The organism is Geomonas terrae (assembly GCF_004791675.1).
GTDB classification, from domain to species: domain Bacteria; phylum Desulfobacterota; class Desulfuromonadia; order Geobacterales; family Geobacteraceae; genus Geomonas; species Geomonas edaphica.
Genome location: NZ_SRSC01000003.1, coordinates 22316 through 48809, shown reverse-complemented (window position 1 = coordinate 48809; position 26494 = coordinate 22316). Strand labels below are relative to the sequence as shown.

Below are 26494 nucleotides of genomic sequence, written 5' to 3'. Positions count from 1 at the left end.
TAAAAGAAAATGGAAAGAAAATCTCAGGAACGGCTCTCGACGTCTAGATCACACAGTCCAAAATTTCTGTAATAATAAAGATCAACATTAAAGCTTGTCGAGGAGGTCACATGCCACTGAAAGATACCTTTCATACCTTTGCTCGTTCGTCGGCAGAGGCGCTCGGCTCCCCCTATGCGTTCGCGATCGCCATCGCGATTTTACTAGTATGGGCGGGCATGGGGCCAATTTTCGCATTTTCAGATACCTGGCAACTCATCATCAATACCGCTACGACCATCGTCACGTTTCTGATGGTGTTTCTTATACAAAACACACAGAACCGTGATGCACGGGCTCTTCATCTCAAGCTCGATGAGCTTCTCAAAGCACAGAAAGGCGCAAGGAACTCGCTTGTAGACCTGGAGGATTTGTCCGACCATGAACTGGACCGTCTCCAGGCCGAATTTGAACGGATAAGAAAGAAAAAGTCCCCTGAGAAATAATTCCCAGCCACGTCGCATTAGCCCTGGGAACTGAAATTTTCCTGGTTCCCCCTTCCACACGACTGCGGATGAAAGATACCTGCGGTGCGATATCCTGTGCTCCCCCCCCCGCCCACTTCTCGAAATTTCATCTAACGTGATGTGCGTGTTATCAATCGCGGTAAACGTGTTATCCATCGCGGTGCATGACTTTTATATCGCTTTAGATTAATCATCCATCGCGTTGTATGACTTTTCCATCGCGTTAGATTAATCATCCATCGCGGTGTATGACTTTTCTATTGCGTTAGATTAATCATCCTCCGCGGTATATTAATCGTGCATCGCAGTGTATGACTTTTCCATTGCGTTGGATTAATCATCCTAAGCAGTATATTAATCGTATATCGCAGCATATGAATCGTGCATCGCGATGTATGACTTCTCCATAGCGTTAGATTAATCATCCATCGCGGCATATTAGTCATACGACTCAGTATATTAATCATCCAACGCGGTGCATAACTTATTCATCGCGTTAGATTAATCATCCATCGCGGTGTATGACTTTTCCATCGCGTTAGATTAATCATCCTACGTGATGTGCGACCTATCTGCTGGAGTGTACGGGTTTCCACCCAAGGCTGTAGAGATCGGGAGGCGGGCAAGATACGTAAGATGTGCGGGGCAGAGCCCTGACAATTGTACATCGTGAACACGCCGTACCCTAGAGGTCCTCCGCGGTGCTAGGGAGCACGCCGCAGGCCTCGCGCAGCTGACGTGCAACTTCCTCGGCTACGCGTCTTCCTTCCACGCCATCTCCAACGGTGATGCCTGTGCCATCACTACATTGAGCCGTGATCCGGTACAGCAGCCGCGCACAGGGGCCTGTACCGTGCGCGCCGCTTCTCACCGGCTCGACTCTCCTGACTGCAACTGCGGCGATGCGGGATGCGGGGAGGGAGAGCCCCAAGAAACGGCGTACTACGTTCAATTCACCGGCACCGGCGCTCACTTCTATGGAGTTTCCCGACAGCCAGACGGAATAGAGCAGCAGGCCACCACCGATCAACCCAAAGAGCGGCAGCATGACGGCTTCCGCCCCAGGGTTCTTCACCACGATAATGACGACGCCACCCAAAAACCACGCACTGAAAAATGCGGAGAGCAAGGCGCTCTTCGCATTGCGCCGACAGGGAAATAGCAACTGCACTCCTGCCGGGTGATGTCGGATTCGGACCGTGCGGGAGGGGATATCCATGGGGGGCTTGAGCTCGCAAGCCAGAGGAACCGTCAGTTGGGAGCGCTTAGGCCTACCGGCCCTCAGCACCGGTATGATGAAGCTTCGGTCGAATTCCAGACCGGGCAGTTCGGCGGTGATCCGTATCGTCCAGACATGCACGTTGCTGCTCGACAACTGGTTGGCGGGAACGGCAAAGCGAAACGCGATTCTTGTGCCGGTGCCAGCCGGCATCGATGCAGCATAGCCTCGCTCATCCCACATCAGTTCCATGTGGGTGTCATCATCCCTTTTGATGCCCCTCTCGCAGCGAAGGGAAACCAGAAAGACGTTGTCAGCGCTGTAGCGGACGGGAAGATCGATACTCCCTCCGGCTTCACCGCCAATCGACGCTGGGAATGGGTCCATGTGCAGTCGGATTTCACCGAGATCCCGCACCTGACGCCTTTTCCTGAACGCCTGCCAGAGAAGCCGGAGCCCCACCAACGGGAACAGCAGGCCGAGTGCCGCCAACGCCTCGCCTTTGATGAGCGCATTGAGACAGATGAAGCCTGTGGGTTGCGCGATGGCGTTCCACAAGATGGCACCCCACCAGCAAAAGGCGACCTCCCTACCGTTTGCGGGAGGTATCGCCGCATCCCCGGTCATCGGCTGTTCGTGGTCAAACCGGATCATGTAAAGGTCCCCTCCTGAGCCAGACTTTTTCCTACAATTCTTTTAATTCCTTTTCATTTTACTGTCAAAGAATATCTAAATATTCAGTTATAAACCCCAACCAATCTGCTCCGTCAAAGATGAACTGAGATCCTTGTGTAGCAAAGCAAACACGAGACGAAGTGCTATAGTCATATCTGCGGGTCGATGTCACAAATCACGGGAGGAATGGAAGATGGGGCAATACCAGATTGGAGTAATCGTGGGGAGTCTGCGTCGGGATTCCATCAACAGAAAGCTTGCCAATGCGCTGGTAAAGCTGGGCCCTGCAGAGTTCTCTTTCAAGTTTTTGGAAATAGGCGACCTGCCGCTTTACAACCAGGATGACGACGACAAGCAGGCCCAGTCGGTAGTCCGACTCAAGGGTGATGTAAAAGGATGCTCCGGTCTCATCTTCGTGACGCCGGAATACAACCGCTCCATGCCGGGCGTGCTTAAAAACGCCCTCGACAACGCCTCGCGACCCTACGGTACGAGCGTCTGGACCGGCAAACCGACCGGCATACTCGGGGCATCCATCGGACAAATCGGTTCCGCAATGGCACAGCAGCACCTGCGCAACACGCTTGCCTACCTCGATGCGCCGACCATGGGGCAGCCCGAGGTGTTCATCCAGGTGAAGGATGGCTTCTTCGACGGGGATGGGAACATCGCGAGCCCCGACACGGTGAAGTTCCTGCAGGGATGGATGGACCGCTACGTCCAGTGGGTGAAGCAGCACGCGGAATAAGCCGGCGGCAACATAATAATATGGTACTGAGAAGAAGGCCCCCGTCGTATAGTCGGGGGCCTTCTCGTCCCAGATGTGTTATTCAAAGCCTCGGACTCGACTAGCAGGTTCCCTTTTACGGGTAAACATGCTATTAATGAGCGCCGAGAACTCTATGAGAAGTGACCGCATCCCCCATATTCGCCCCCAGGTTCTGGTGATACTCCTGGTCGTCCTGTCCCTGCTCTGTGCAGGCGCACGGGTGCCCGACCTCTCGCGCCCCAATCGACCCAAGCCGCTACACCGCGTCACCTTCGAACTCCAGCAGAAGAATCTTTCCAGCCAGCTTAAGCAGCACCACGACCTGGTCGCCGTGTTGCCGAAGGTGGTCGAGGCCGTTGCCGTCACCTGTTACGGCACCGTTGTCCAGTCCACCCCAACGCTGCGCCGCTCCTCCGCCGTCATCCCCCACTCCGGCCGTGCCCCTCCCGAACAACTCCAAGGCTGATCCACACTGACAATTCGCATCCTGCGCCGCCTAGGTCGGCAAAGGAAATGCCGACTCACGCCGCAGCACCCGGCACAGTACCCGAATGCGCCACGCACAGCGCTTGGATCATCGCGTCCGCGCCCTAAGGGCCGCATGCGCGCTTTGAGCGCCCGAGCCGCGCAGGTGCACCTCTGCGTGATGTACTGCTCGGCCGCTACGTCGCCTACCGGAGCGCCCGAGCCTTCGTCTGCGCAAATTCCCGCGCGGAACGGCAAAGCTTTATGGAGAACCGCATGAAAAGCAGTATTTTGATCTTTCTTTTTCTGATGACTTTCGGCATCCGGACCTCTCATGCCGCCTGCAACTGCGAGGACTGGATGGACCGGGGAGGATATTGCGTCGATTACGTCAAGTCGAGGATTCCCTCGTTTCCCATACCGATGCGTGACGACATGCCCACCCTCAGGAACACTGAGGTCACCGAGGTCACCGAGGGTGACGTCGCCATTTTCACCATCAAGAGCTACTGGCATGTGGCTTATGTGGAGAGGGTGCACCGCAACGCACAGGGCGAACCGATATCGATAGATGTGAGTGAGATGAACTTCGGCGACGAGCCGACCTTCCAGGAATTCAGGTCCAAGTGGAGATCGGCGAGCCGGGAGGAGTGGAACCGGGCGCTTTGTTGCGGCATCACCGACAACTACGACGAGATCACCACACGCAAGAACGTGGATATAGCGACGGTGCGCCAGATCTGGTCCCCCGACGATGCCGCGCGCGAAGACACTGCTCGGGGCCGCCTCAAGGCGCTCATGGGAAGGGTAAAGGAAGTCATCAACCGATTCTACGACCTTGCGGACATCTAGGAAGGGGAACATGGCTTGGCGAGACGGGAACGGGCGTAGCGAGCGTTCCGTTACGACGAACGGCCTGCAGCAGGATCAGATAACGCGTTTCGCCCCCAGGTACCGGGAGCTGTAGTAGTCGCTATTCATGTCGGAGACGGTGACTTCTCCCCTCCCGGATGATGCGTGGATCATCTTGCCGTCGCCAAGGTAGATGCCGACGTGCGACGGATAGGAGGCGTAGGTCTGAAAAAAGACCAGGTCGCCCTTTTGGAGGTCGCCCGGGGCGACATCGCTGCCGACGGTGATCTGTTCACGCGCCGTCCTGGGGAGGTTGATGTGATGAGCCTGGAAGACCTGCTGGACGAAGCTCGAGCAGTCGATGCCGCTCGCCCCTTCCCCGCCGAAAAGGTAAGGCGTGCCGAGGAACTCCGCGGCGGTCTGGCTGACGCCGTCGACCTCGGCGTCCCGTGTCGTGGAAGGGGACGGCATCGACGACGCCCACTCCTGCGCTTCCGCCGTCTCCAGCGCCGCAGTGCTCCGCATTTGCCTGCCGGGTGCCTGGTCGAGTCCCTGCAGGAGCGCAGCAATGGCCCGTTGTCCCTGGATGGCAGTGTCAGGGCGATCGCTGGACAGGGCGAGGGTACTTTGCATCATCTGGATACGGAGCAGTTCCGCAGCGGTCTGTGGCGATACCGACTTCGCCTCTTCAGGGACGCTCATCGAATGTAGCAGGGACTGGAAGTCCATAGTGACGGAGTCATTCTTCTTCTGTACGCGGAGTTCGCGCGGCGATGCGGGCAAGGCTTGTGTCTGCAGCGGATTTATTGCCATTGTTTTTCCCATCCGGCCGGGTCCGCATATTTGAGGGGGCGCAGCCGGTGTTTTGACGCGGAGTCAACGCTCCGTCACCGAAAAGGGCGTTCGGAGCCATAATCAACGGATTCTGCCGGCGGAAGTGGCCGGTTCCGCGTCATGTGTTGCAAATTGGCAGCCAACTTGGCGTGTGGGAAAGCGCTATTGATTGGCGGGGATCGTGACGGGGTTTCAGTCGCCGAAGGCTTCGCTGTCGAATATCTCCTGGGACTCGCGCGAGGTCTTCACCACGGTGCCCCGGTACAGTATGTACTGCCTGTGGCAAGCGCATGAGTATGACAGCTTCACACTCCAGTGAGACTGGACATACCCTGGATATTCGTTGCGCAGGCCGCACTCACAGGTGAACCCGCTTTCGTCGTGCTCTATGTCAGCCATACTTCCTCCCGCCTGCCACCACAACAGAATGAAGAAACAAAGAGATACTGTCGTGCCGGCATTTATCCATCTGGTATATTAATCATATTACTAGAGACAGTGCGGGTAAGTCCCATTAAAAGAGACGAACTTTTTCCGTATACGATTCTATGCGCCCGCCCTGGAAAGTCAACTTCACTGCTCAAAAAGGACGGGAATTTTGTACCTGTCCAATTCGGATCATCCCGTCGCCCCACACCCGGTCCTGTAGACAAAAGGCCATTGCTTTACCATATGCAATTAGGGTAATGTATTCAAGCTCCTACATAGAGGGTCCCCTCTGCGGGCATCCTCATACCGACGATACACGACAATACTAAACCACCCGCGAGGGTGGGGCGGAAAGCCCATTGGGTCTCATGCAGACAGCCGGGTTGCCGAAATATCATTTACAAGGCAACGCGGCTTTTCATTCGGTAACCGATTCAAACGGGTACTGGAGGTCTCATGCTGGCACTGGATAGCACCATCGGCTGTATCGAAGTCGCGGAATCCGAGGTTCTCGACCTCTTTCGCTCCGCACCTGTCACCAGAAGTTCCTCGCCCGGTTCCCGCCCCGAATCGATGGAGGCACACCTGTGCGCCATCAGGAAGAAGACGCTGGTAAAGGTCTATCTCACCTTTGTCGTCAACGACCGCAAGATCTTCGTCTATACCGCTCCCGGCAAGGGAACAAGTGAAGCCGAGTACTCACGTGACCTGGAAGAGGCACTGGAATGTGCCAGGGCCATGGGGTTCTCGCCCGAGCGCGTAGACCTGAGCTACAGTCCCGCCATGCGCGAGGTAGTCGTGCGCAACTCGAAGATCCTGCGCCTCCCGGGGGCCAAGGTGGCCGCCGCGTTAAAGCAGGGTCTGGCCGGAGCGCCCACACTCCCGATCGCCCAGAAGGCGCAGGTAAAGGAGGAGGCGCCGCCTGCCACGACCGCCCCCACCCCGCTCCTTTCTCCTGCCATCCAGGCTCCACCGGCATCCCGCCAGGAAGCGTCCGAGCCGGGCAGCCAGCCAAAGGCCGAAACCGGCAAGGCGCACCAGGCCCTTCTGGCCGAGCGCGACGCCCTGACCGCCCAGTTGCGACAGCTCTCCCTCCAACACCAGCAAGACGCGGAAGAACTGTCCGCGGCAAGGGAGGCATGCGCCGCCCTGACCGCTGAGAAGGAGGCGATCCTCGGGCAAGCAAGACAGACAGAAGAGGAGCTTCATGTAAAGGAGGCCAAGGCAGCCCAGGCCCTCGACGAGGCTGCCGGTCTGGCGACGCGGCTCGAAGCGCTCACGCGGCAGCACGCCAGTACGGAGCAGGAGCACGAGGCCATGGTGGAGAACCTGGCCCAGGCAAGACAGGATCTGGCACAGCTTGCCGAAGAGCGTGATGCGGCACTCGAGTCGGAGCGAAAAGCAGGTGAACGGCAGCGCGAGACGGCCGCGAAGCTGGAAGAGGCGCACCTGGAGCTAGAACGGCTGAGGCGGGAGCGGGAGGACGCTTCGCAGCGGTTGACCGCGGTGACGCAGGAGAAGGAGCGACAGGAGCAGGAGCTTGCCGAACTGCGCCGTCTCCTTTCCGAAACGGAAGCGGCGCAGGATGCTGCACAGCACCGTGCCGCCCTGCTGGAGCAGCAGCAAGCGACCGCCGAGAGCGAGCCGGATGATCTGCGCGGAGAACTCCAGCGGATCGGAGAAGAAAGGGACGACGCCCTCCGACGCGCCACCGCCTCGGACGAGAAACTCGGCGCCGCCGAAGCCGAACTGGCCGATCTGCGCCACGATCTGGCAGACCTGCGCCGCGAACTGGAGCAGGTCCAGGCCGAACGCGACCAGGCCCTTCCGGCGGCGGCACCGCAGCTAGAGAAAAGTCCCGCCGACGACTGGCCTTACCGGCCGCACCTCGAGTCCCCCAAGGTGCAGCAAAAGGACGACGGGTCGCGGCAGTCTCCTTTACCCCTCCCCCCGAACCCGGCCTTTGGCGAAGTGGCGCGCTTCGAGGAATTCAATGTCCCGCAGCAGCAGGAACATGACTGGTCCGCAACGCCCCCCTCAAGCGGCCCCACGGCCGGCGCCGATGTCGCATCCCCCCCGCCCGGCCAGGAGGAACCTTTCTTCGTCCCCCTGGGGGACCTTGCGGGGGGCGGCTTCCACTTCGGGGCGGACGACGGAGCGCCGATTCTGTTCATGCTGGAAAGCGGCCTTTCGGCAATTGAGGTGCGAAATACGGAGGACGTGCTGGAACTGCACCACTCGATCAACAACGCCTATCTGTCGCCGGAAGGAAACGGAGGTCAGGAAAGCTGCCAGGGATATATCTGCTGTTTGCGCAAAGAGGATAAGAAAGAGGTCTTCGCGGCGATCTACGGAACGCAGAGCAAGCGGACCAGGGTCTACCTCCCTGAAGAGCAGCCGCAAGACGACGATTCCTATGTGAGAACGGTGAGGGGGGCTATCTGTTTTGCCGAAGAGGTCGGCTTGATGATGGAACCGGTATCGCTTGAGGGCTCAGCTGAGAAGAAGATGGAGCGTCTCAAGCGATGCCCGGCCCTGCGTTTGGTAGGACCTGCCTGAAGCTAGGACTGCTGACTTCTCTTGAACAGGAAATCGCTCCACCGCTCTCCGGATCTGGTAAGGGGTTGCTGCGATTTTCTGATCGGATCACGTCCGATTTCGACCCATCCCGAAGATCTCATAAAGGCGACGATCTTCCTCTCCCGGATCAGGTAGTCCAGCATATAAGAAGGGACGTTCTTCTCTTCGCCGTTTTCAAAAATCACCGTGATTCCCATCTCTAACACGCTCCTTTGTTCCTGGTGAAACTCCTCCCGCCTCCTTCCTCATGAATCATTCTCATCGACCAGTGTCATTCTAGCCTACTCCGGCTATCTATTCAACAAGACATCGCCCTCAACGATACACCCCATCGCCCAACCCAATAACCGCAGACATCCCTCCGTTCACTTCCCCCTCTCCGCCACCCAAAAAACCGTCTCCAAACGCTTGCCATTTCATGAACAACTGCTAAGTTTCTTCACTATGTTTGAAATTACTAATAAAACTGAGGAGGTGCTCACATGAACGTGACGGCCTACGACAGCTCATAAGTCACCCCTCCCCCGCTCTCACGGAACACTCTGATCCGGTTATGCAGGCCAGACCCGCGACAAGGAGGAATTATGCAACGCAAGGTTTTAGGGAAATTCTCGTCTTTTTTGATTGCCTCAACCGCTGCAGCCGCACTTTTCCTGGGCGGCTGCGAAGGGGACAGGGGTCCCAAGGGGGAGCCCGGTGCACCCGGCGGCGCCTTTACTAACCTGAGCACCGCCACCACCGATCAACTGGCGAACATCACATTTGACCAGAACGCCAGCACGGTCGACAGTGTCACCATCCAAAGCCCACCCGTAGTCACCTTCACCTTGAAAACGACCAGCGGCCAGGCCGTCGAAGGGATCGGGAGCAGGGATACCACGGGGCGGCTCAACAACCTCGGTTTCTCGCTCGCAAAACTGATACCCGCCTCAAACGGCACGCCTTCGCACTGGGTGAACTATATCGTAACCACCGTCCCCACCGGCGGGACCGCCGCAGCCGCATCCAGGCCGACCTCGGACCGTGAAGGGAAGCTCGAATATCTGGGCAACGGCAAGTACCGCTACACCTTCGCCCGCGACGTAAAGCTGATCCAGGGCCAAGTCAATGCCATGACCTTCACCGGCAACAACCGCAGAAACGACCTGGGCGATCTCACCTACGATCCCAGCAAGACGCACCGCCTCGTGGTCGCCTACGGCGGGAACATCCCCGGCACGAGTCCGGCCGTGGCGTACAAGAACGCCATCAACCTCGTCTACGACTTCGTTCCGGCCACCGGGACCCGCGTGACCTCGTCGACCTCCAACGCGGCGCAGCGCAACATCGTGCTCACCAAATACTGCAACGAGTGCCACGGCAACCCGGGCGATCCGAATAACCTCAACGAGCAGGGGTGGGGCTTAGGTGTCACCACGCCTCACCTCGACCGGGTCGACACACGCTACTGCGCGATCTGCCATACGAGCCAGCGCGCTTATGGAAGGGCGATCTCGACCGCGACAAGCGGCGCCTTCACCGGCAACACCTACGTGACCGCCGACGTGAGCACTGCCGACCCCTCGACGGACGAGGCCCAGATCCTGGGCGAGTTCGTGACCATGGTCCACAAGATCCACATGGGGAGCAACCTCACCCTGACCGGCTACAGCTATGCAGGGGTCCACTTCAATGAGGTCGCCTACCCGCAGAGCGCAGCACTTTGCCGCAAGTGCCACCGTGCCGACACCGCGAAGGAGCAGGCGGTGACGCCGCAGGGCAACAACTGGCGCACCATGCCGAGCAGAAAAGCCTGCGGTGCCTGCCACGACAACGTCCATTTCTCCACCGGCACCATCACCCCCACTACCACCAACCCCGCCACGACGCATCCGGTGCAGTTGAACGATGCGAGCTGCAACGCCTGCCACACCCCGACCGCGATCACAGAATCGCACGCGCAGGCCATCGTGACTCCGCTCAACCCCGAAGCGCCCGCAGGGCTCACCAGCTTCACTTACGACCTGGCCAGCGCCACCGTCGATGCGAGCAACAACCTCGCCATCAAGTTCCGCATCCTCAACCAGGCGACCAACACGCCGATCACCCTGGCGACACCGGCGGCAGGACTCACCGTGGCACTCCCAGGGTTCACCGGCAGTCCGAGCTTCCTTCTGGCCTACGCAATGCCGCAGCTCGAGACCGGCACGGCGATCCCGGCTGACTACAACAACCTAGGTAAGGTAGCGGCGCAGCCGGATGCGATCTCCATCGCAACCCTGCTCAATACGAACAACGCCGCAACAGGCAGCATCACCGGTCCGGACGGCAGCGGCTACTACACGGCGACCATCAACGCCGCCTCCGCCTTCCCGGCCGGCGCCAAGATGCGCGCCGTCGCGATGCAAAGCTACTTCACCCAGACCGGATTCGACAACTCGATCGCCGGGCGCCACGCCCGGGCGGTGATCGTCCCCGTCACCGGCGACGCCGTGCGCCGCACCGTAGTCGATCCGGACAAGTGCAAGAACTGCCACGAGTTCTTCGAAGCCCACGGCGGGCAGCGCGTCTACCAGACCCAGGTCTGCGTGACCTGCCACAACCCGAACCTGACCACCTCGGGGCGCACCATCAGCAATACCAAGCTCTCCGGCTTCAACTTCACGCCGGTTCAGCTCAGCATCCTGACGACCTGGGATCCGGCCTTCAACAAGACGACCGCGGGGTATGCGCTCACCTTCCCCGAGTTCTCAAACAACTTCAAGGACCTGATCCACGGCATCCATGCCGGTGCAACCCGCACCGACCCGATCCGCGACGTGCGCAACGGCCCGAGCGCCGGCATCACGCTCATCGCCGGTGAGGAGATCACCTTCCCGAACATGCTGGGCAACTGCGAGGCCTGCCACATCAGCCAGCAGAGCTACACCCCGGATGTTGTGAGTGCGCTGGCGCCGAGGGCGCTCCCGTCGACCCAGGTGACCCGCAGTGCAGCCTCGATAGCAACGCCGAGCACCACCACCCTCACGGCCGCCCGTGCCAGTGTCCCGAACGATCAAGACCTGGTGGTGGCACCGATCACCGCCGCCTGCGTGAGCTGCCACGACACCCCGCTTGCCAAGGCCCACATGCAGGCAAACGGCGCACAGCTAGGCGCGGCTCTTAACGGCCCGTCCTACACCGACATGGGTGTCGTCCGCACGGACCTGCCGTCGCTGACCGAGCAATGCGCGCTCTGCCACGGCCAAGGGAAGGTCGCAGACGTCATCACCATGCACGCCGCGAACCGCCCGGCGGTGGTTTCCGTTGCCCCCACGACCACAACCACGAGTGCGACCAAAGCTCTCATCAAGCAGATGCTGAACTGGTAACAGCACGACCGGCCGGGGGCTTTACGCCCCCGGCTTTTTCCACTTTGCATTTCCCCACGGCAACCTGAGACAGCATCAAGAAAGGAGGAAATGTCTTGAAAATTAAAACTGCGAAAAAGACGGGAGATCCGCCTCCCTTTGCCTCAAAGCCCATGCGGACCGTGCTTTTGTCCTGCTTCCTGGTGCTCCTTCTCCACCAGGGCGCGAGTGCGACCTCGATCTCGGGGAACTCCACCACCATCCTGCGCATGAGGGAGGGGATGGACGATGAAAACCTCTTCCCGCTTTACGAATACCTGCACCTCTCCGCAAGCGACACCACGAAAAACGGCGCCATCTCCCTGGAGCTCGGCGGCTGGGGGAGGGTCGATCTGGGGGATCGCAGCTTCGAGCACCGCGAGGAGGGCGACATCCAGTACGGCTTCCTGAGCTACCGCGCGAACCGCAACAACTTCCGGGTGGACGCGGGGCGCCAGTGGGTGGTCGAAGGTGTGGCCACCGAGCGGATCGACGGCCTCTCCCTGCGCAGCGACCTGGCCGCAGGGTTCACCGCCGCCGCCTTTGTCGGCTCTCCCGTGGTGACGCAACCAAACTTCAACGACGGAGACCTCATCTACGGCGGGCGACTCGCCCACTCCGTCCCCAAGTACTATACGATCGGCATCAGCGCCTTGAGGGACGAGGCGAGCCCGGACGCCGTGCGCGAGGAGGAAGGGATCGACCTGTGGCTGCATCCCATCGCCATGGTCGACATAAGCGGCCGATCAACCTACAACTCGCTCAGCGACGGGTGGATGGAACACTCCTATACCGCGAGCGTCACGCCCACGGACTCCTTGCGCTTCAGCGCCTCGCTGCAGAACGTGCACTACGACGACTACTTCTACCACGTCACCACGAGCGCTCTGAGCCTCACCAACGGCATCATCCTTCCCGGGGAGGAGATGTGGAACGCAGGCGGAAGCATCGGCTACAACGCCACCAAGAGCATCGCCGTTTCGGCCGAGTACAACCATTACGAGTACGACATCGCCGGCAACGCCGATTACTACGGGACGACCGGCAGCTTCGGCACCGCAGGGGGGCTTGCGGCCGGGGTCTCGTACCACCGGATGGACGGCTCCACCAACCGTCTGCGCTACAACCAGTACCGCGTATGGGCCGCCCAGAAGTTCGGCCCCATCGACGTCGCCCTGGATTTCTTCGACGTCGACTTCGACAGGAGCATCAACGGCAGGGAGAACACCTTTTCCCTGGCAGGTGCGGCCGGATATGATCTCACGCCGAACCTTAGGGTGGCCGCCGACCTCGACTACATCCGGAGCGCCGATTTCGACAACGAACTGCGCGGGCTGGTGAAAGTCACCTACGCCTTCGGCATCGGAAAGGAGGGGAAATAGTGAAAAAGACAGCCTTGCTTGCCTTGATGCTCCTGATGCTCTCCCTGCTCTATGCCTGCGCCAACACGACCAGCGTCGCCCGCGTGCATCCGGAGGAGGTCAAGGGGCTTCCCAGGTGCGCCGAGTGCCACACCGACCAGTGGGCGGCGCTGAACCACCAGGCACAGGATTTCTACCTGAAGCACAAATTCTACGCCGCCCAGCAGCGGGAAGCCTGCAGCGCCTGCCACAAGGAGTCCTTCTGCGTCGAATGCCACGCACACAAGGAAGAGATCCTCCCCAGCGACAAGTACAAGGAAAGGCCCGAACTGGCGCTCCCGCACCGGGGGGACTACCTGAGCCGGCACAGGATCGAGGGGCGTATCAACCCGGCCTCCTGCCTTAAGTGCCACGGACGGCAAAACAACGAGAGGTGCAAATCATGCCACAAGTAACCAGACCAGCCCGAGCTACCGTGATGCTTTGGTGCCTGCTGCTGCTGTCGCTTGCCGGCTGTGGGGACACCAACAACCACGCAAGTTACGACCCGGACAAAGAGGAACATCCCGACGACTGGCTACCCGCCCGCCACGCGGTCGCCGCCATCGGCCGTCTGCAGGATTGTACGCCCTGCCACGGCACGGACCTGAAGGGGGGCATCTCCAAGGTAGCCTGCACGAGTTGCCACATGGGGAATGAGACCGACGTACATCCGCTGGAATGGGGTGGATACGACTACGCCAGGCATGGCGCCTGGATCAGGGACCGCGTGGTCGCCATGGGTGTCCCGGCAGCGGACCTCACCCCCGGCGCGCTTGGAACCACCTTTACCTCCCAGGCGAAAACCGCGACGGCCAGATGCGCCAACGTGTTCTGCCACGGTGCCGACTACCGGGGCGCCCCCGGTTCCGGCCCTTCCTGTTTCGACGACCGGCCAGGCGTCGTCGATTCGAGCTGCCACGCGGGGAACGCCTTCTCGTACCACCCGCTGGACTGGTTCCCGGCAAGGCTCACGACGAGCCCCGGCATCGCACCGACCATCCTCCCCGCCCACGGCGCTTACGTGCAGACCTACGGTGCGGCGGAGTGCTCCATCCCGGTCTGCCACGGCACCGGAACCCCGCCGACCATATCCGTCGGTATCGGCAGTACCCGGATCACCGGCACCACCCCGACGACGCCGAACTACCAGAGCTACGGCCCGACCTTCACCGGATTCACCACCGCGAGAACCCAGGTCGTGGTCACCAATACCGGACGCCTCTGCGCGGCGTGCCACTTCTAAAAAGTCATACCGGAAAGAACAAAGGGGGGCCTGCCGTCGCAGCGCCCCCCTCTTATTTCCTTTTTCCAGATAAGCAATGATTCCCGCCACACAACGTCCACCTCCCCTCTCCCTCCGGGCACCCTCTCCCGGAGGGAGAGGGGAGGTATTGGAAGATCAACCGTTATCAAGGCGTCAATTGCCCCCCAACCGCTCATGCACCTCTTCGCGCTCCTTTGCCTGCCGCCCCCTGTCCCAGCCAAGTTCGGACGCCATCAGTTCGAGCACGGCGGTTGCGGCGGAGCGTGCCCCCGCACGGTCCAAGAGAGCGAGCGGAACGCGCCGCTCGACGAAATCGAGCACGGTGAGGGCCATCTCGTAGCGCACCGCATAAATGACCTCCCCCTTCAGGTAGGGATGCCCTGCAACGAGCCTCTCGCCCAGTCCCCCCTGACAAAGCCGTGCCACCTCCAGGGCGTGGTCGCCGTAAGAGCGGTGCAGGTGCAGGGCCACGTCCAGGTCGAGACCGAAGTTCCGGGAAAGCTCCACGGCACTCCCGTCCCTGAAATTCTCCCCTCCGTCGAGCACGAGGCGGTCGGTACGACACGGCCCGGTGGCAGCAAGTCCCACGTTTTTCACCACGTAGTCCACCGTGTCCAGCGCCATCTTCCGGTAGGTCGTCCACTTGCCGCCGACGATCGTGATGAGGCCGGTGGGAGAGCAACTGATGACATGATCACGGGCCAGCTCGGCGGTATCGGCGGTGAAGGGATCATGCACCAACGGCCTGAGCCCGGCCCAGGAGGCCGTGATGTCCTGACTCTTCGCCCCGAGATTGAAGTAGCGCCTCACGTGGCGCAGCAGGTACTCCACGTCCCTTTCCCGCGCGAGCGGCAGTTCGTCAGCATCGGCCGGTTCCTCGGTGGTACCGACGAGGCACGCCCCCTCCCAGGGGAGGATGAAGAGGACGCGGCCGTCGTCGGTCTTCGGTATCATCACCCCCGCCTCCATGGGCGCGAAGCGACCGGGAAGCACGATGTGGATGCCGCGGCTCACCCTTAGTAGCGAAGCGGCGGTCGGGTCGTCCATGCGGCGCACCATGTCCGCTGAGGAGCCGCAGGCGTTGACCACGCAGCGGGCGCGTATCTGCCAGGAAGTCCCGTTGATAGGATCGCGCACGACGGCACCTGCCACCCTCCCCTTCTCCCGGACCAGGCCGACAGCCTCCACGTAGTTGCAGATCACCGCCCCCTCCCTGGCCGCGGTCCGTGCGAGGGCGATGTTCATGCGCACGTCGTTGAACTGCCCATCGTAGTACTGCACCCCCCCCTTCAGCCCTTCCTCCCGGATCATCGGGAAGCGCCGCAGCATCTCGCCGCGGGAAACGAAACGGCTGTGCCCGAGTCCCGCGTCGCCGGCCAGAAGATCGTAGAGTTTGAGACCGGACCAGACGTAGGGAACCTGTCCCAGGCCGTACAGCGGCGTCACCAGGGTGAGGCGGTGGCAAAGGTGCGGGGCGATCCTCAAAAGGACCGTGCGCTCGTGCAGCCCGTCGCGCACCAGGTTGAACTGCACCCGGTCCATGTGCATGACCGCCGACTCCAGGTAGCGGACGCCGCCATGGAGGAGTTTGGTGCTCTTGCTGCTCGTACCGCCGCCGAAGTCGCCCCGGTCGACGAGGGCGACCGAGAGGCCGCGGTTGGCCGCATCGACAGCGATGCCGCAGCCGGTCGCGCCGCCTCCCATTACCAGCATGTCGAAGGTCCGGCCGCTTTTCAGTAGATCAAGGTTCGCGTTCCTGTCCGTCACTAATTGCCTCCAAAACCAAAATCTTTAACGCAAAGGCGCAAAGCCACAAGGTACGACCTTCTTTATCGTCGGGCTTTGCCGGCGAGGTCACTCGGTCAGGGTCCCTGTTCCCCTGCCTGCACGCCGCGTCTTTGCGCCTTGGCGTCTTCGCGTCAAGGCCTTTGCCTTTAGCTCCTTTGCTTGTCTGCCTTTCTTACTTAGCCCAACCGAGCGAGAGTTGCACGCATTTTTGCCATCCCCGGTACATTTCCGCGCGCCGCTCCGGCAAAAGGGACGGCTCGAAGCGTCGGTCGAGGCTCCAGCTTTTCCCGATCCGCTCCTTGTCGAGGACTCCGGCGCCGATTCCGGCGAGAAACGCGGCCCCGAGCGAGGTACTCTCGGTGCAGCGCGGCCTCAGCACCGGGACGCCAAGAAGGCCCGCCTGGATCTCCAGCAGGAGGTTGTTGCGGGTCGCTCCGCCGTCCACCCGCAGCTCGCTAAGCGCAATCCCCCCCGCGCACTCCATGGCGCGGATCGCGTCGACGGTCTGGAAGGCGATCGCGTCGAGGGCGGCGCGGGCGAGATGCGCCTTGCCGCTCCCCCGGGTGAGCCCGGCGATGACACCCCTGGCGTACGGGTCCCAGTAGGGGGTGCCGAGACCCGAGAGGGCCGGGACGAAGTAGACCCCGCCGCTGTCGGCGACGCTGCCGGCAAGCCCCTCGACCTCGGCGGCGCCCCCGATCAAGCCAAGCCCCTCCTCGAGCCATTGCACCGCGGCGCCGGCGATGAAGATCGACCCTTCAAGGGCGTACTGAACCGCCTCCCCCGGTAACTGCCAGGCGATGGTTGAGAGCACCCCCTCACCGCTTCCCGGTCGTTCGCCGCAGTTCATCACCACGAAGGCGCCGGTGCCGAAGGTCGCCTTGGCCATACCGGGTGCGAAGCAGGCTTGGCCGAAGAGCGCCGCCTGCTGGTCCCCGGCTGCGCCGGTGATCGGGATACGGCACCCGAGGAGTTCGGCGGAGGTCTCCCCGAAGCTCCCCGCGCTCATGCGCACCTCGGGGAGGATGGCGCGCGGCACGCCGAAAATCCTTAAGAGCTCGTCGTCCCACTCGAGCGTCTTGATGTTGAAGAGCATGGTGCGGCTTGCGTTGGTGATGTCGGTCACGTGGCGTTTACCGCCGGTCAAACGGTAGATGAGCCATGAGTCGACGGTGCCGAAGCAGATCTCGCCGCGCGCGGCGCGCTCCCGGAGGCCCGCCTCGTCAAGGATCCAGGCGATCTTCGTCGCGGAAAAGTAGGGGTCGAGCAGAAGGCCGGTCCGCTCCCGGACCTCGGCTTCCAGCCCCTCCCCCTTCATGCGCTGCGTGACGTCCGCCGTCCTGCGGTCCTGCCAGACGATGGCCCGGTGCAGTGGGCGCCCGGTCTCGCGCTCCCATATGAGCGTCGTCTCGCGCTGGTTCGTTATGCCGATTCCGGCGACGGAAGCGCCCCGCTCCGCGGCGCACGCCAGGACCTCGCGCAGACAGGAGAGCTGTCCCTCGAGGATCTCCTCCGGGTCGTGCTCGACCCAGCCGGGCTCCGGGTAGTGCTGGGTGAGCGGGGCCGAGGCGGTAGCCAGCGCCTCACCTTGCGGTCCGTACAACGTCGCCCGGCTGCTGGTGGTCCCCTGGTCGATGGAAATCAGGTATGCCACACGTCCTCCTTTTCCCTATTTGAACCTGAAGATGAACCTGGTGCCGAGCCTATCCTCCTGGTGCTGGCCGCTGTAGGACCATCCGGTGACCGGCTCCTGGTCATAGTAAAGCATGAGATCGGTGCGCGGGGTGAGGTGCAGGCCGAGCTCACCGGTCCACCTCGGTGTACGGTTTGGGGAGAACTCGTAGACGTTGCGATAGCCCGACTCGGGACGGATGCCGAATTCCTCGCCTGCGGTGAGTCCCCGGGTTTCCACGGAAAGCATGGAGAACTTTGCCCCGGCCGAGAAATAAAGCGCCTGCGAGAGCGACAGGCGCCAGCCGGCCTGGGCATGCAGCCGGTGCATCGACTGTTCGATGCCGCCGTGCAGCTCCTGTCCGGCGCCGCGATAGCTTATCCCCAGCTCAGGTTCAAGCGTTAGGTCCGGCGCAGCGTTGAAACTCATACCGGCGCTGGTGATGAAACGGTCGGTCTTGAAGAAACGCGCAGTATCATCACTTTTAGGGAGAGGCAGAGCGGTAATGGGAGGAGAGAGGCTGGGTGTACCGAGATTCTCGGCACCAGCAGATGTAACCATCAGGCATAGTAGTATGCTGAAAAACCTCAAGACTCTCATGTGCGACAGTGTAGCAAAAAAGATGAGGAGATGCTCTTTATTTGCTCCAGTGGCAATAACAAAAAAGCCCCGAACCGGTCGGGGCTTTTGCTTGCAATTTGTTCCTTTGTCAGCTTGATAATTGGGCGTGTCAGAAGTAGGAAATAACTTCGAAGTCCCTGTTCGATATCTTCTCGAACACCTCGCTGGAAAAGGCGAATTCGTGAACCTGCTTTGCCTGGAACGGGTGATCCACCTGCAGCAGGGGAAGCCTCAGTTCCTTGACCGTCTTGCCGGTCTTGTCCTTGATGGCGTCCTGCGCCTTGGGATAGGTCACGCTGACGGTATGCACCAGGTGTTTGACCGGCGTCAGCTCCTGGCTGGTTCCGCTGATTTTTATCGTGGCGGACGCGGGGAGCACCTTGCGCAGTTTGTCGGCGAAGAACTCGATGTCTCCGGAGATCTTCAGCACGCTCTCGCATTCCGCACGCTGGGCGTCCGTCATCTTGTTCTGCTTGATGTGAACCAGCTTGTCCAGACTTGACTTGATCTCTTCCGGGGTCAGGTTTGCCGCCTTCTGCATCTTGGCCTTGTCGCCGGTTTTCACGCCGTCCAGAAAGGCGGCGGCAAGTTCCTGGTTTGCGGCGCTACCCTCGGCGGAAACCTTCGCGTCCCCCTTTTTCGATGGCTGATCAACCGGTTTCCCATTGCATGCTGCCAACGCCGTTACCAAAACACAAAGTACAATCAGCCGAACTACATCTCTCATGGCATCTCCTGGATAGAAAATAGCCCGAGGGCGTCGCCACCCTCGGGTTATCGTGTTGCGGATTACCTTGATGCCCCGTCGGGGGGAAGGTCACCCTTCCCCCTTCAGGATTGCATCATTTTACCACCAGCGGTGTACTGCCTTGATGGTCGGGACCCTTTCGTTCAGCACGTTGGAAGCGGTGCCGTGGCAGACGAGGCAGGTCTCGGACTTGAGAAGTGCCGTGCTGCGCGCCTCGTAGATCGCGCCGCCGAACTGCTTCATGTGCGCCTGCGCCTGGGTGGTGTCGTGGCAGGAGAAGCAGGCCGCGGTGATCGGCGAGATGATCAGCGTGGTGTCGGCTGCAGCGGTGGTGACACCGGTATTGCCGTTGTAGCTGAAGGCGGCGCCGTAGGAGGCACCTGCGGTGACGAACGGCGACTTGACGTAGTCGGTGGAGAGAACGTTCTCTGAACCGGTGAGGATCGAGTAGGCCGCGGCGTTGATGGTGCCGTTTGCCGCGGTGCTCGGCAGCAGGCTGGTGACGGCAGCGGCGGATGCGGTTGCGCTGAAGTCATAGGTGCCTGTTACGTGGCACTGCTCGCAATCCTGCAGGTAGCCAGGATAGGTGGTGTTCCAGTACTTGTCGCCTGCGGTTGCTTCCCAGGAGAACTTGTTGGTACGTTTCGCGGCGGCGTGGATCGCGTGGATCGCATCCTTCGCGTTAATGGCCCAACCGGTGTTGGTCTTGTTCACGGTGTGGCAGAACGAGCAAGTAGGTGCATCGTTTCTCTGGCCGGAGTGGAAGGTCGGTGCGATGCCGAGTGCAGCATGGCAGGCATTGCACTTCGCGTTGCTGACGATGGTACGGCGTGCGGTAAAGCCGGTTGCGGTTTTCCAGACGTTAGGAGTCACCACGATTAGGCCGCCCACGTTGGTGGTGGCGTTGTAGGCCCACTTGGTCTTCAGAGCCGACGGCACGGTAAGCGAGCTGAGGTCGGTCTGGGTCAGCGGGGTGCTGCCACTGCCATAGCTGTAGCCGATGCCGCCGGTCAGCATCTTGGCGGAGGTCGGGATGGTCTGGTTGGTGATTACGATGGTGTAGTAGCCGTTGCTGTCCGGTCCGGTCATGGTCGCATTGGTGTTGGTACCGTTCCAGACCGCTTTGATCCATGCATTAGCCGAGGCGTTGAAGTCAGCCGGAGCCACTGTCGCGGACGGAATGTTGTCCTGCGGTACCGAGTATGCGAAGTATACGCTCGGTGCGCCGGTGAAGCCGGTCATCATGTCGGTGACTACGCCTGCCTGGTAGGTGTTGAATGCAACCGCAGTACCGTTCTTCACGAAACGGAAGGTGATGGACGGGTGACGGTTGGAATCGAGACCTACGGTTTTCACATCCCAGGTGACGACTGCAGCGCCCGGAACGGTGATCCCTGCTGCCGGGAGGTAGCCGGCATAGGTGTGGGTGTTGGTGCCGCCGAGTTCAGGAGCAGCCGGGTCCGGATCCTGTACCGCGAGGTGGGCGGTGGCTACTTCTACGGTCGAGGTGGTGCCGGCGTGGCAGCCTGCGCAGGAAGAGTCGTCGGTCTGGCCGCCCTGGTGGTTGGCGAAGTCGAAGGCGTTGTGGCAGGAGCCGCAGGCCTTACGGGTCGGTTTGGACTTCCAGTTGTTGACGTCTTTGCCTTTGTGGCAGAACACGCAGTTTCTCATATCCTGCGGATAGGTCTGCTCGCCGTAGGTCACGAGGACGCCGGTCGGAACGGTCCAGGTGTCGTTGGCGTCGTTGAAGGTTTCGCCCATGTGGATGCGGTGGATGAAGGTGACGAACTCGCCTTCGCCGCTGTCGAACTGGTTGGTGTGGCACATTACGCAGAGTTTGGTGTCAACCCTGGAGCCGGTGTGGCCGGAAAGCATGTTGCCGGCGGAAAGGCCGAGCTTGTAGTGGCAGCTGTCGCATGCGCTGGTGGCGACGATGTCACGTGCGTAGGTACGCGCGTTGTTGGTGTCGACCAGAACCGCGCCGGTTGCCGGGGTGAAGTCGTAGAACATGTTGGTGGTGTTCGGGGTGGTGAACACGGCCTGTACTGCGTTGGTTGCCGGGTTGATCGGGCCGGCGTAGCCGCCCGGAACCGCAACGGAGCGCACCGAGATGCCGATACGGTGGGTAGCGTTGGCGTCATAGGCGACATTGGTGTTGGCGGTGATGTCGGCGCCGAAGGTGACGGTGTAGCTGCCGTCGCCGTGGTCGATGACGGTGTAGCCGCTCTGGGTTTTCACGCCGTTCACGTACAGGTCGGAAGCGTCGGTGCCCGGAACGGTCGGAGCAGTCGGGGTGGTGCTCCCCCTGGGAACGTTGGCCGGGATGGCGGAAAGCGGAAGGCCTGCGCTGATGTAGTTCTGCCAGTAGGAGTTGGAGCCGTTGGTTTCCGGAACCAGCTTGGCGACGTGGAGGGCGAAGGTCCTAAGACCCTTGATCCCCTTGCCGGTTGCCTTGTTGGTGACGGTGAAGTTGACGATCGGCTTTTTGCCCGGGACGAAGGCGCTGGTTACGGCGCCGGAGAGCTGGATGTTGTTCAGGTCGTCAACGGTAAGGGTAGAGGCATCAGCCGCCGGCAGCATGTCGGTGTTGGAGACGGTACCAGTCAGGGCGAGGCCGCTGGTGGTGTAGGAGAGGATCTGGCCGCCTGCGTTGGTAACCTGGGTCGCACAGTCGGTGTAGGTCTTGCCGACGGAAGTCAGGGTCTGACCCGCATCGCCAAGTACACCGGGAAGGCCGAGCATGGCCGACACGGTTTTCGCGATGTCGGTGGACTGCTGGCTGATCAGGATGGAGATCGGGCTTGCGCCGGTGATGACGCCCGGTGCAGGAGGATTGCTGAGATCGATCGGCACCAGCGAGCGGAAGGTACCCTGAGCCACGACGGCCTTGAAGACGAGGACGGTCTTGGCCGCAGGGAGGGTGAAGGTGAGCCCGCTGAAGCTCCCGTTGCTGTCGATGACGGCGGTGCCGAGTTGGGCGCCGTCCTGGGCATCATAGACGAAGACATGGTTCGTCGCGGTAGCCGAAGTAGCTGACAGGAACGCGGTCTTCGCGGTGGCCTTGGAGACGTCGACCTTGCCGCCGACGGTCACCTCGGTCCCCTTGCTGGTGATCTTGGTGGTGGACCCCCCTCCGCTGCAGCCTGCGAGAGGCAGCAGCACGCATACAACGAGTGCTACGAGGTACCTTAAGTTTCTGCCAATCATAGTTTCCTCCTGTTTGTTGTGTCCTGCTCGGATAGTGCGTTGTCAACTGCTAACGATTCCAGAATTTTCCCCCTTTGTTTCAGAGCTATATTCTTCACGGGCCGGTTATCACCTGGCCGTTTACCGTCACCCCGAGAGACGCCTTGTTCGGGGTTACGGAGAGTGCGGTGCTGGCTGCGGAGCGGTTACCTGCCTGGTCGAACGCCTTCACCGTGTAGGAGTAGGTAACGGCGGAGGTGACCGACTGGTCGGTGTAGCTGGTCGAGGTCGAGGTGCCTATCTTCACGCCGTCCCTGAAGACGTCGTACCCGGTGACGCCGACGTTATCGGTAGCAGCGGTCCAGGTGAGTGCGACCGAACTGTTGGTGCCGGAGATCGCCGAGGTCACCGCGGCAAGACCGGTCGGCGCGGTGGGTGCGATGATATCGAGCTGCGAAAGCAGGTCGTTGGAGATCTGCCCGTTCACCGTTACGTTCAGCGAAGCCTGGTTCGGTTTCACCGAGAGGGCGGCGCTGGCGGGCGCACGGTTGCCGATGGCGTCAAAGGCGACCACCGTGTAGGAGTAAGTGACATTCGAGGTCACCGGCTGGTCGGTGAAGGTGTTCGTGGTCACGGTGCCGACCTTGACGCCGTCGCGGTAAACATCGTAGCCCGCCACACCGGTATTGTCGGTTGAGGCTTCCCACACGAGCACCACCGCGCTTGTCGTCGAATTGATGGCGTAGGTGGTCGCGGCGAGGCCGGTGACCGTGGTCGGCGGATTAACATCGGCGAAGGCCGGCTCGGTTGCGCTGGTGACCTGCTGGACGATGTTGTTCACCGTGGTAGCAAGGGCCGGGGTGCGCGCCACCACCTCGGTGGCCGCCGTGGTGAAAAGCCCAACGAAGGTTTGGTAGGGAGCCTTGCTCACATCAGCGATGCCAGCGCTGAGGACGGACATGACGGCGGTGGTGTCGGAGAGATTGGAGTCCTTGATCATCTGGTCGATCACCAGAAGAGCCGCCTGGTAGTTGATGCTTTCCGTGGGCGAAGCGAGGATGTCGGTAACGAGGAAGAGGTTGTCGACCTGCCCGTTGGCCTGCATGATCGCGCTTTGCAGCACGGGGGTGGTGATGTCGATCCCCGCCGTGTTCAGTCTGCCAAGGATCACCGGCAGTTTCTGGGCCGCCATGTCGGTGAGCGGGCTCACCGTTACGGGGACATTAGGGTTGAAGTCGGCAACAACCGCGCTGAAGGAATCGGCGCTCGTGAAGTCGACCTTTTGCCCAGTGCTCGCACTCAGGTAGGAAGCACCGCTCTGACCTGTCACGTTGACGAGGATCGGTCCGGTGACCGAAGCGGGGACCTTCACGGAGTAACTGCCGTCGTCCGCCGTAGTTCCCGTACCGAGCAGTTCTCCGCGGGTTCCATCAAGGGAAAGCCGGTATACAGCCACATGCGCCTTGGCGATCGAATTACTGACCTTGGCGACGCCTGTGACCGTCTTGGTAGCGCCGCCACCACCGCCACCGCCGCCGCAGCCGGCGAACAGCAACGGCAGACAGAGGAGCAGCAAGGCAGCAAGGTATTTCTTCCAGGGGATGCACATATTATGTTCTCCTTCTGCTATCAGGGAAATGAACCACCGGTTCCTAGTTCTGCGGGCTCGTCGGCGGACCGTTTGTGTGACAGTTGTAGCAGCTCGGCCCACTCAACCACGCGCCTTTCAGATCAGTCCCATGGCAGACTGCGTTTCTGCAGGTCGAGAAATCATAATTACCGTTGGAGAGGTTGGCTTTAAGCCAGGTCGAGTGCTTACTGAGGTCCGGATCACCGCCGGCACCCCACGGATGGATCGTGGGTGCCTGCGCCGTGCCGCCCTGGTGGCAGCTGAGACAGGAAGGCCCGCTGTCGGTCACGCCGAGCAGATCGGTACCGTGGCAAAGGGCGGTAGCGCAGGTACTCGTACCGTTGGCTTCGATGTAGGCCGGGTGGCGCAGGTACGCGACCTGCCCCCACCCCAACGGGTGGATAGCCGTGGTCCCACCGATGTGGCATCCCGCTGTACCGAAGCAGGTGACCTTCGCGATACCGCCATTGAGATCGTCGCCATGGCACTCGGCGCAGCCGTTCACGTCCTCTTCGGCAGCCGCGGAGTGCCCGGCCGGAAGCCAGTTCGCCGGGTGCTTCCCTGCCGCGGGATCGAAGGTGGCCTTGGGGTTTGCATCCCCACAACCCGAAAGGGCCAGCGCCAGCGCACCAAGAACCGCAAAAGACAGAACTTTTGTCGTTATTTGTGGCATGTCACGCACCTCTCGTTGTTCTGACGTCCGTGGCACTTGGCGCACGAGGCAGGATTCATCTTGCCGTCGATCCTGTGCTGGCTCATGTAGTCACCGCGGTGCGGCATGGTGCGCTCCACCGCCTCGGAGTACTTGACGCTGGGTTTGAGCTCTTCCTTGTGCGCATGGCAGTCGCTGCAGAAGGACTCGGCATGACAGGAATTGCAGGAGCGTCTCGCGTTGGTGGCGAAGATGCTGTGTTTTTTGAAGAAGTCGACGGCCTGGTGGTTCATGGCCGCATAGGCGTCGGTGTGGCACTCGGTACAGTTCGGGGTTCCCGTAACCGCTTCCGGATGGATCCTCGCGCCGCTGTTAGTGTTGGCACAGGCAAAGAGAACACATGCCATAAGCGGCATCATCAGCAGAATCAGAAGTTTACTTTTCACTCTTGCCCCCCTTTTCGCCGGTTTTCATGTCGAAAGCGTAAGCGACCTTGACGAGCGCTCTCCACTCCCTGTCGAAATCCGGGCTCTGCGAGTACTCGACGTCCCCGCCGACCTTCAGTTTCTCGGTGACCTCGTAAGCTGCGATGCCGGTCAACGCGAAGCTGCTCTTCACGCTGTCGATGGGGCGATCGAAGATCACGTTGTAGAAGTCGAGTCCCAGTTCGGCGTGGCCGACCTTTTTCAGTGCGTAAAGCCGGTAGTCGTAGTAGCGCAGCCGCTCGGAGTCCCCGATCATCCGGTGCACCGACCCCCCGACGGAGAGCGACCCCGGTGCGGTCCAAGCCACCTTCCCGCCCACGTAGTCCCCGGAGCCCTGAATGTCGTAGTCGTACTTTTTGTACTCAGCCGCGACGGTCAGGTCCTTTTTAGGCGTCCAGGCGGCGCTCGCGCCGTACGTGGTCAGCTCCTCGTTGGGATCGAGCACACCGCCGTTGTTCTTAAGGGCAAACGCGGTGGTGGTCACGTTGTAGAAGTAGTCGCTGTAGTTGATCCGGGAAAAATCGGCGCTCAAGGTCACTGCATCGATGGGCGCCAGGGACAGGGTGTAGGCATGCTCCATCCACCCCGAGGTGATTGAGTTGTAGCTGGAACGGCCGGTCAGGTCGACCTGCTTCACGGGATGAAGCCAGACGTCGATCCCCTCTTCCTCGCGGTCGCGGGCGATATCGGACTCGTTTCTGAGCGCGCTCACCCCGATGGTGTAGAGCCCCGCCTTGCCCTGGGCCAGGCGGCCGCCGTAGATGTAGTCGCCTCCCTTGTAGCTCGGGTCGGTGACCACGGGCTGCCCGACGAAGGCGGCGCCCGTGAAACCGGCGGCGAAATCGCTTCTCGCGTAGAGGCCGTCGATCCTCTCGCTCGCCACCCCTTCGGTGACGAACTGGCGTCCCACGTTCACCACCAGGTTGTTTTTCGCACCTTGGTAGCTAAGGAAGCCGTACTGTAGATCACCGTCGGTGTAGTGATCGCTGGACTTGTCGACGAGGTCGAGCCGACCCCACGCGCCGAGGTGCAGCGAGACGGAGCTGCCGTCCTTCTCCGCCGTGGATACCGAGAAACGCAGGTACTCGTACAGCGGGTAGAGGTCGTCCTTGCTGATCGTCCTGGTCATGCGCAGGTAGGTGTTGGAGCTGCCGGTAATAGTGTAGTCAGCTGCCAGGACCGGTTGGGCCAGCATCACCGAAGACGCCGCCAGCACCACCCATGCAGTCCTCAGGAGACTACTTTTTCCGCGTCCTGAACCTTCTTCTTGGTGGCTTATCAAGACATCCCCTCCTTTTCGTAGTGTGAATCGTTAGTCAGTAATCCGCTGCTGCGTGAACGAACGACA

22 protein-coding genes and 1 riboswitch are annotated in these 26494 nt (G+C 61.0%); of the genes, 9 read left to right on the top strand and 13 right to left on the bottom strand.

Annotation, left to right across the window (positions count from 1 at the left end; all coding sequences use genetic code 11):
* Window positions 1-110 precede the first annotated feature (110 nt).
* Window positions 111-485, top strand: coding sequence for a low affinity iron permease family protein (locus E4633_RS11970; protein ID WP_135870499.1), 375 nt, complete (start codon window positions 111-113; stop codon window positions 483-485).
* 706 nt (window positions 486-1191) lie between these two features.
* Here the strand turns inward: E4633_RS11970 and E4633_RS11965 are convergent.
* On the bottom strand, window positions 1192-2379 hold the full coding sequence (locus E4633_RS11965) for a hypothetical protein (RefSeq protein WP_135870498.1): 1188 nt from the start codon (window positions 2377-2379) through the stop codon (window positions 1192-1194).
* 214 nt (window positions 2380-2593) lie between these two features.
* Between E4633_RS11965 and E4633_RS11960 the strand changes: the two genes are divergently transcribed.
* The 3 genes from E4633_RS11960 to E4633_RS11950 all read left to right on the top strand — a co-directional run bounded on the left by E4633_RS11960 (window position 2594) and on the right by E4633_RS11950 (window position 4486).
* Window positions 2594-3148, top strand: a complete 555-nt coding sequence (locus E4633_RS11960; protein WP_135870497.1) for an NADPH-dependent FMN reductase — start codon at window positions 2594-2596, stop codon at window positions 3146-3148.
* Between the two features lie 154 nt (window positions 3149-3302).
* Entirely contained in the window at window positions 3303-3635 is a 333-nt protein-coding gene (locus E4633_RS11955; protein WP_135870496.1) for a hypothetical protein, read from the top strand.
* Between the two features lie 275 nt (window positions 3636-3910).
* A complete protein-coding gene (locus tag E4633_RS11950) occupies window positions 3911-4486 on the top strand; it encodes a hypothetical protein (protein ID WP_246038081.1) in 576 nt (191 codons plus the stop codon).
* A gap of 75 nt (window positions 4487-4561) precedes the next feature.
* On the opposite strand, the gene E4633_RS11945 is transcribed toward E4633_RS11950, so the two are convergent.
* Both E4633_RS11945 and E4633_RS11940 read right to left on the bottom strand, forming a co-directional pair.
* Window positions 4562-5299, bottom strand: coding sequence for a C40 family peptidase (locus E4633_RS11945; RefSeq protein WP_135870495.1), 738 nt, complete (start codon window positions 5297-5299; stop codon window positions 4562-4564).
* Window positions 5300-5512: 213 nt separating this feature from the next.
* A complete protein-coding gene (locus E4633_RS11940; protein ID WP_135870494.1) occupies window positions 5513-5719 on the bottom strand; it encodes a hypothetical protein in 207 nt (68 codons plus the stop codon).
* 344 nt (window positions 5720-6063) lie between these two features.
* A riboswitch (cyclic di-GMP riboswitch) is annotated at window positions 6064-6140 on the top strand.
* Between the two features lie 65 nt (window positions 6141-6205).
* Between E4633_RS11940 and E4633_RS11935 the strand changes: the two genes are divergently transcribed.
* Window positions 6206-8308, top strand: coding sequence for a coiled-coil domain-containing protein (locus E4633_RS11935; protein WP_135870493.1), 2103 nt, complete (start codon window positions 6206-6208; stop codon window positions 8306-8308).
* A 2-nt stretch (window positions 8309-8310) separates the two neighbouring features.
* On the opposite strand, the gene E4633_RS11930 is transcribed toward E4633_RS11935, so the two are convergent.
* Window positions 8311-8526, bottom strand: coding sequence for a GSU3473 family protein (locus E4633_RS11930; protein WP_135870492.1), 216 nt, complete (start codon window positions 8524-8526; stop codon window positions 8311-8313).
* A gap of 387 nt (window positions 8527-8913) precedes the next feature.
* On the opposite strand from E4633_RS11930, the gene E4633_RS11925 reads away from it, so the two are divergent.
* From E4633_RS11925 to E4633_RS11910, 4 genes are all read left to right on the top strand, one after another.
* Window positions 8914-11679 (top strand): OmcA/MtrC family decaheme c-type cytochrome, encoded by a 2766-nt coding sequence (locus E4633_RS11925; RefSeq protein ID WP_135870491.1) that lies wholly within the window; start codon window positions 8914-8916, stop codon window positions 11677-11679.
* Between the two features lie 95 nt (window positions 11680-11774).
* The gene (locus tag E4633_RS11920; protein ID WP_246038080.1) at window positions 11775-13079 is read left to right on the top strand and encodes a porin; all 1305 of its coding nucleotides are present in this window, start codon (window positions 11775-11777) and stop codon (window positions 13077-13079) included.
* Window positions 13079-13513, top strand: coding sequence for a cytochrome C (locus tag E4633_RS11915; RefSeq protein ID WP_135870490.1), 435 nt, complete (start codon window positions 13079-13081; stop codon window positions 13511-13513). Before E4633_RS11920 ends, E4633_RS11915 begins: the two co-directional genes overlap by 1 nt.
* Window positions 13501-14343, top strand: a complete 843-nt coding sequence (locus E4633_RS11910; RefSeq protein WP_135870489.1) for a cytochrome C — start codon at window positions 13501-13503, stop codon at window positions 14341-14343. The genes E4633_RS11915 and E4633_RS11910 overlap by 13 nt, the downstream gene beginning before the upstream one ends.
* A 174-nt stretch (window positions 14344-14517) precedes the next feature.
* Here the strand turns inward: E4633_RS11910 and E4633_RS11905 are convergent, their stop codons facing one another.
* The 9 genes from E4633_RS11905 to E4633_RS11865 all read right to left on the bottom strand — a co-directional run bounded on the left by E4633_RS11905 (window position 14518) and on the right by E4633_RS11865 (window position 26428).
* On the bottom strand, window positions 14518-16131 hold the full coding sequence (locus E4633_RS11905; RefSeq protein WP_135870488.1) for a glycerol-3-phosphate dehydrogenase/oxidase: 1614 nt from the start codon (window positions 16129-16131) through the stop codon (window positions 14518-14520).
* 193 nt (window positions 16132-16324) lie between these two features.
* Window positions 16325-17806, bottom strand: a complete 1482-nt coding sequence (glpK, locus tag E4633_RS11900; protein WP_135870487.1) for a glycerol kinase GlpK — start codon at window positions 17804-17806, stop codon at window positions 16325-16327.
* Between the two features lie 15 nt (window positions 17807-17821).
* Window positions 17822-18253 (bottom strand): hypothetical protein, encoded by a 432-nt coding sequence (locus E4633_RS11895; protein ID WP_135870486.1) that lies wholly within the window; start codon window positions 18251-18253, stop codon window positions 17822-17824.
* A gap of 301 nt (window positions 18254-18554) precedes the next feature.
* Window positions 18555-19172, bottom strand: a complete 618-nt coding sequence (locus tag E4633_RS11890; RefSeq protein ID WP_135870485.1) for a DcrB/PsbP domain-containing protein — start codon at window positions 19170-19172, stop codon at window positions 18555-18557.
* 120 nt (window positions 19173-19292) lie between these two features.
* On the bottom strand, window positions 19293-22400 hold the full coding sequence (locus tag E4633_RS11885) for an OmcA/MtrC family decaheme c-type cytochrome (protein ID WP_135870484.1): 3108 nt from the start codon (window positions 22398-22400) through the stop codon (window positions 19293-19295).
* 94 nt (window positions 22401-22494) lie between these two features.
* Window positions 22495-23988, bottom strand: coding sequence for a fibronectin type III domain-containing protein (locus E4633_RS11880; protein WP_135870483.1), 1494 nt, complete (start codon window positions 23986-23988; stop codon window positions 22495-22497).
* A 43-nt stretch (window positions 23989-24031) separates the two neighbouring features.
* Window positions 24032-24682: a hypothetical protein gene (locus E4633_RS11875; RefSeq protein WP_135870482.1), complete on the bottom strand. Its 651-nt coding sequence runs from the start codon at window positions 24680-24682 to the stop codon at window positions 24032-24034.
* Window positions 24670-25107, bottom strand: coding sequence for a cytochrome C (locus tag E4633_RS11870; protein ID WP_198419434.1), 438 nt, complete (start codon window positions 25105-25107; stop codon window positions 24670-24672). The genes E4633_RS11875 and E4633_RS11870 overlap by 13 nt, the downstream gene beginning before the upstream one ends.
* Window positions 25097-26428, bottom strand: coding sequence for a hypothetical protein (locus E4633_RS11865; protein WP_135870481.1), 1332 nt, complete (start codon window positions 26426-26428; stop codon window positions 25097-25099). Before E4633_RS11865 ends, E4633_RS11870 begins: the two co-directional genes overlap by 11 nt.
* Window positions 26429-26494 lie beyond the last annotated feature (66 nt).

Bases quoted from the DNA above. Each gene is read 5' to 3' on its own strand.
- E4633_RS11970 (WP_135870499.1), top strand. From the start codon at position 111: ATGCCACTGAAAGATACCTTTCATACCTTTGCTCGTTCGTCGGCAGAG.
- E4633_RS11965 (WP_135870498.1), bottom strand. From the start codon at position 2,379: ATGATCCGGTTTGACCACGAACAGCCGATGACCGGGGATGCGGCGATA.
- E4633_RS11960 (WP_135870497.1), top strand. From the start codon at position 2,594: ATGGGGCAATACCAGATTGGAGTAATCGTGGGGAGTCTGCGTCGGGAT.
- E4633_RS11955 (WP_135870496.1), top strand. From the start codon at position 3,303: ATGAGAAGTGACCGCATCCCCCATATTCGCCCCCAGGTTCTGGTGATA.
- E4633_RS11950 (WP_246038081.1), top strand. From the start codon at position 3,911: ATGAAAAGCAGTATTTTGATCTTTCTTTTTCTGATGACTTTCGGCATC.
- E4633_RS11945 (WP_135870495.1), bottom strand. From the start codon at position 5,299: ATGGCAATAAATCCGCTGCAGACACAAGCCTTGCCCGCATCGCCGCGC.
- E4633_RS11940 (WP_135870494.1), bottom strand. From the start codon at position 5,719: ATGGCTGACATAGAGCACGACGAAAGCGGGTTCACCTGTGAGTGCGGC.
- E4633_RS11935 (WP_135870493.1), top strand. From the start codon at position 6,206: ATGCTGGCACTGGATAGCACCATCGGCTGTATCGAAGTCGCGGAATCC.
- E4633_RS11930 (WP_135870492.1), bottom strand. From the start codon at position 8,526: ATGGGAATCACGGTGATTTTTGAAAACGGCGAAGAGAAGAACGTCCCT.
- E4633_RS11925 (WP_135870491.1), top strand. From the start codon at position 8,914: ATGCAACGCAAGGTTTTAGGGAAATTCTCGTCTTTTTTGATTGCCTCA.
- E4633_RS11910 (WP_135870489.1), top strand. From the start codon at position 13,501: ATGCCACAAGTAACCAGACCAGCCCGAGCTACCGTGATGCTTTGGTGC.
- E4633_RS11895 (WP_135870486.1), bottom strand. From the start codon at position 18,253: ATGAGTTTCAACGCTGCGCCGGACCTAACGCTTGAACCTGAGCTGGGG.
- E4633_RS11890 (WP_135870485.1), bottom strand. From the start codon at position 19,172: ATGAGAGATGTAGTTCGGCTGATTGTACTTTGTGTTTTGGTAACGGCG.
- E4633_RS11885 (WP_135870484.1), bottom strand. From the start codon at position 22,400: ATGATTGGCAGAAACTTAAGGTACCTCGTAGCACTCGTTGTATGCGTG.
- E4633_RS11880 (WP_135870483.1), bottom strand. From the start codon at position 23,988: ATGTGCATCCCCTGGAAGAAATACCTTGCTGCCTTGCTGCTCCTCTGT.
- E4633_RS11875 (WP_135870482.1), bottom strand. From the start codon at position 24,682: ATGCCACAAATAACGACAAAAGTTCTGTCTTTTGCGGTTCTTGGTGCG.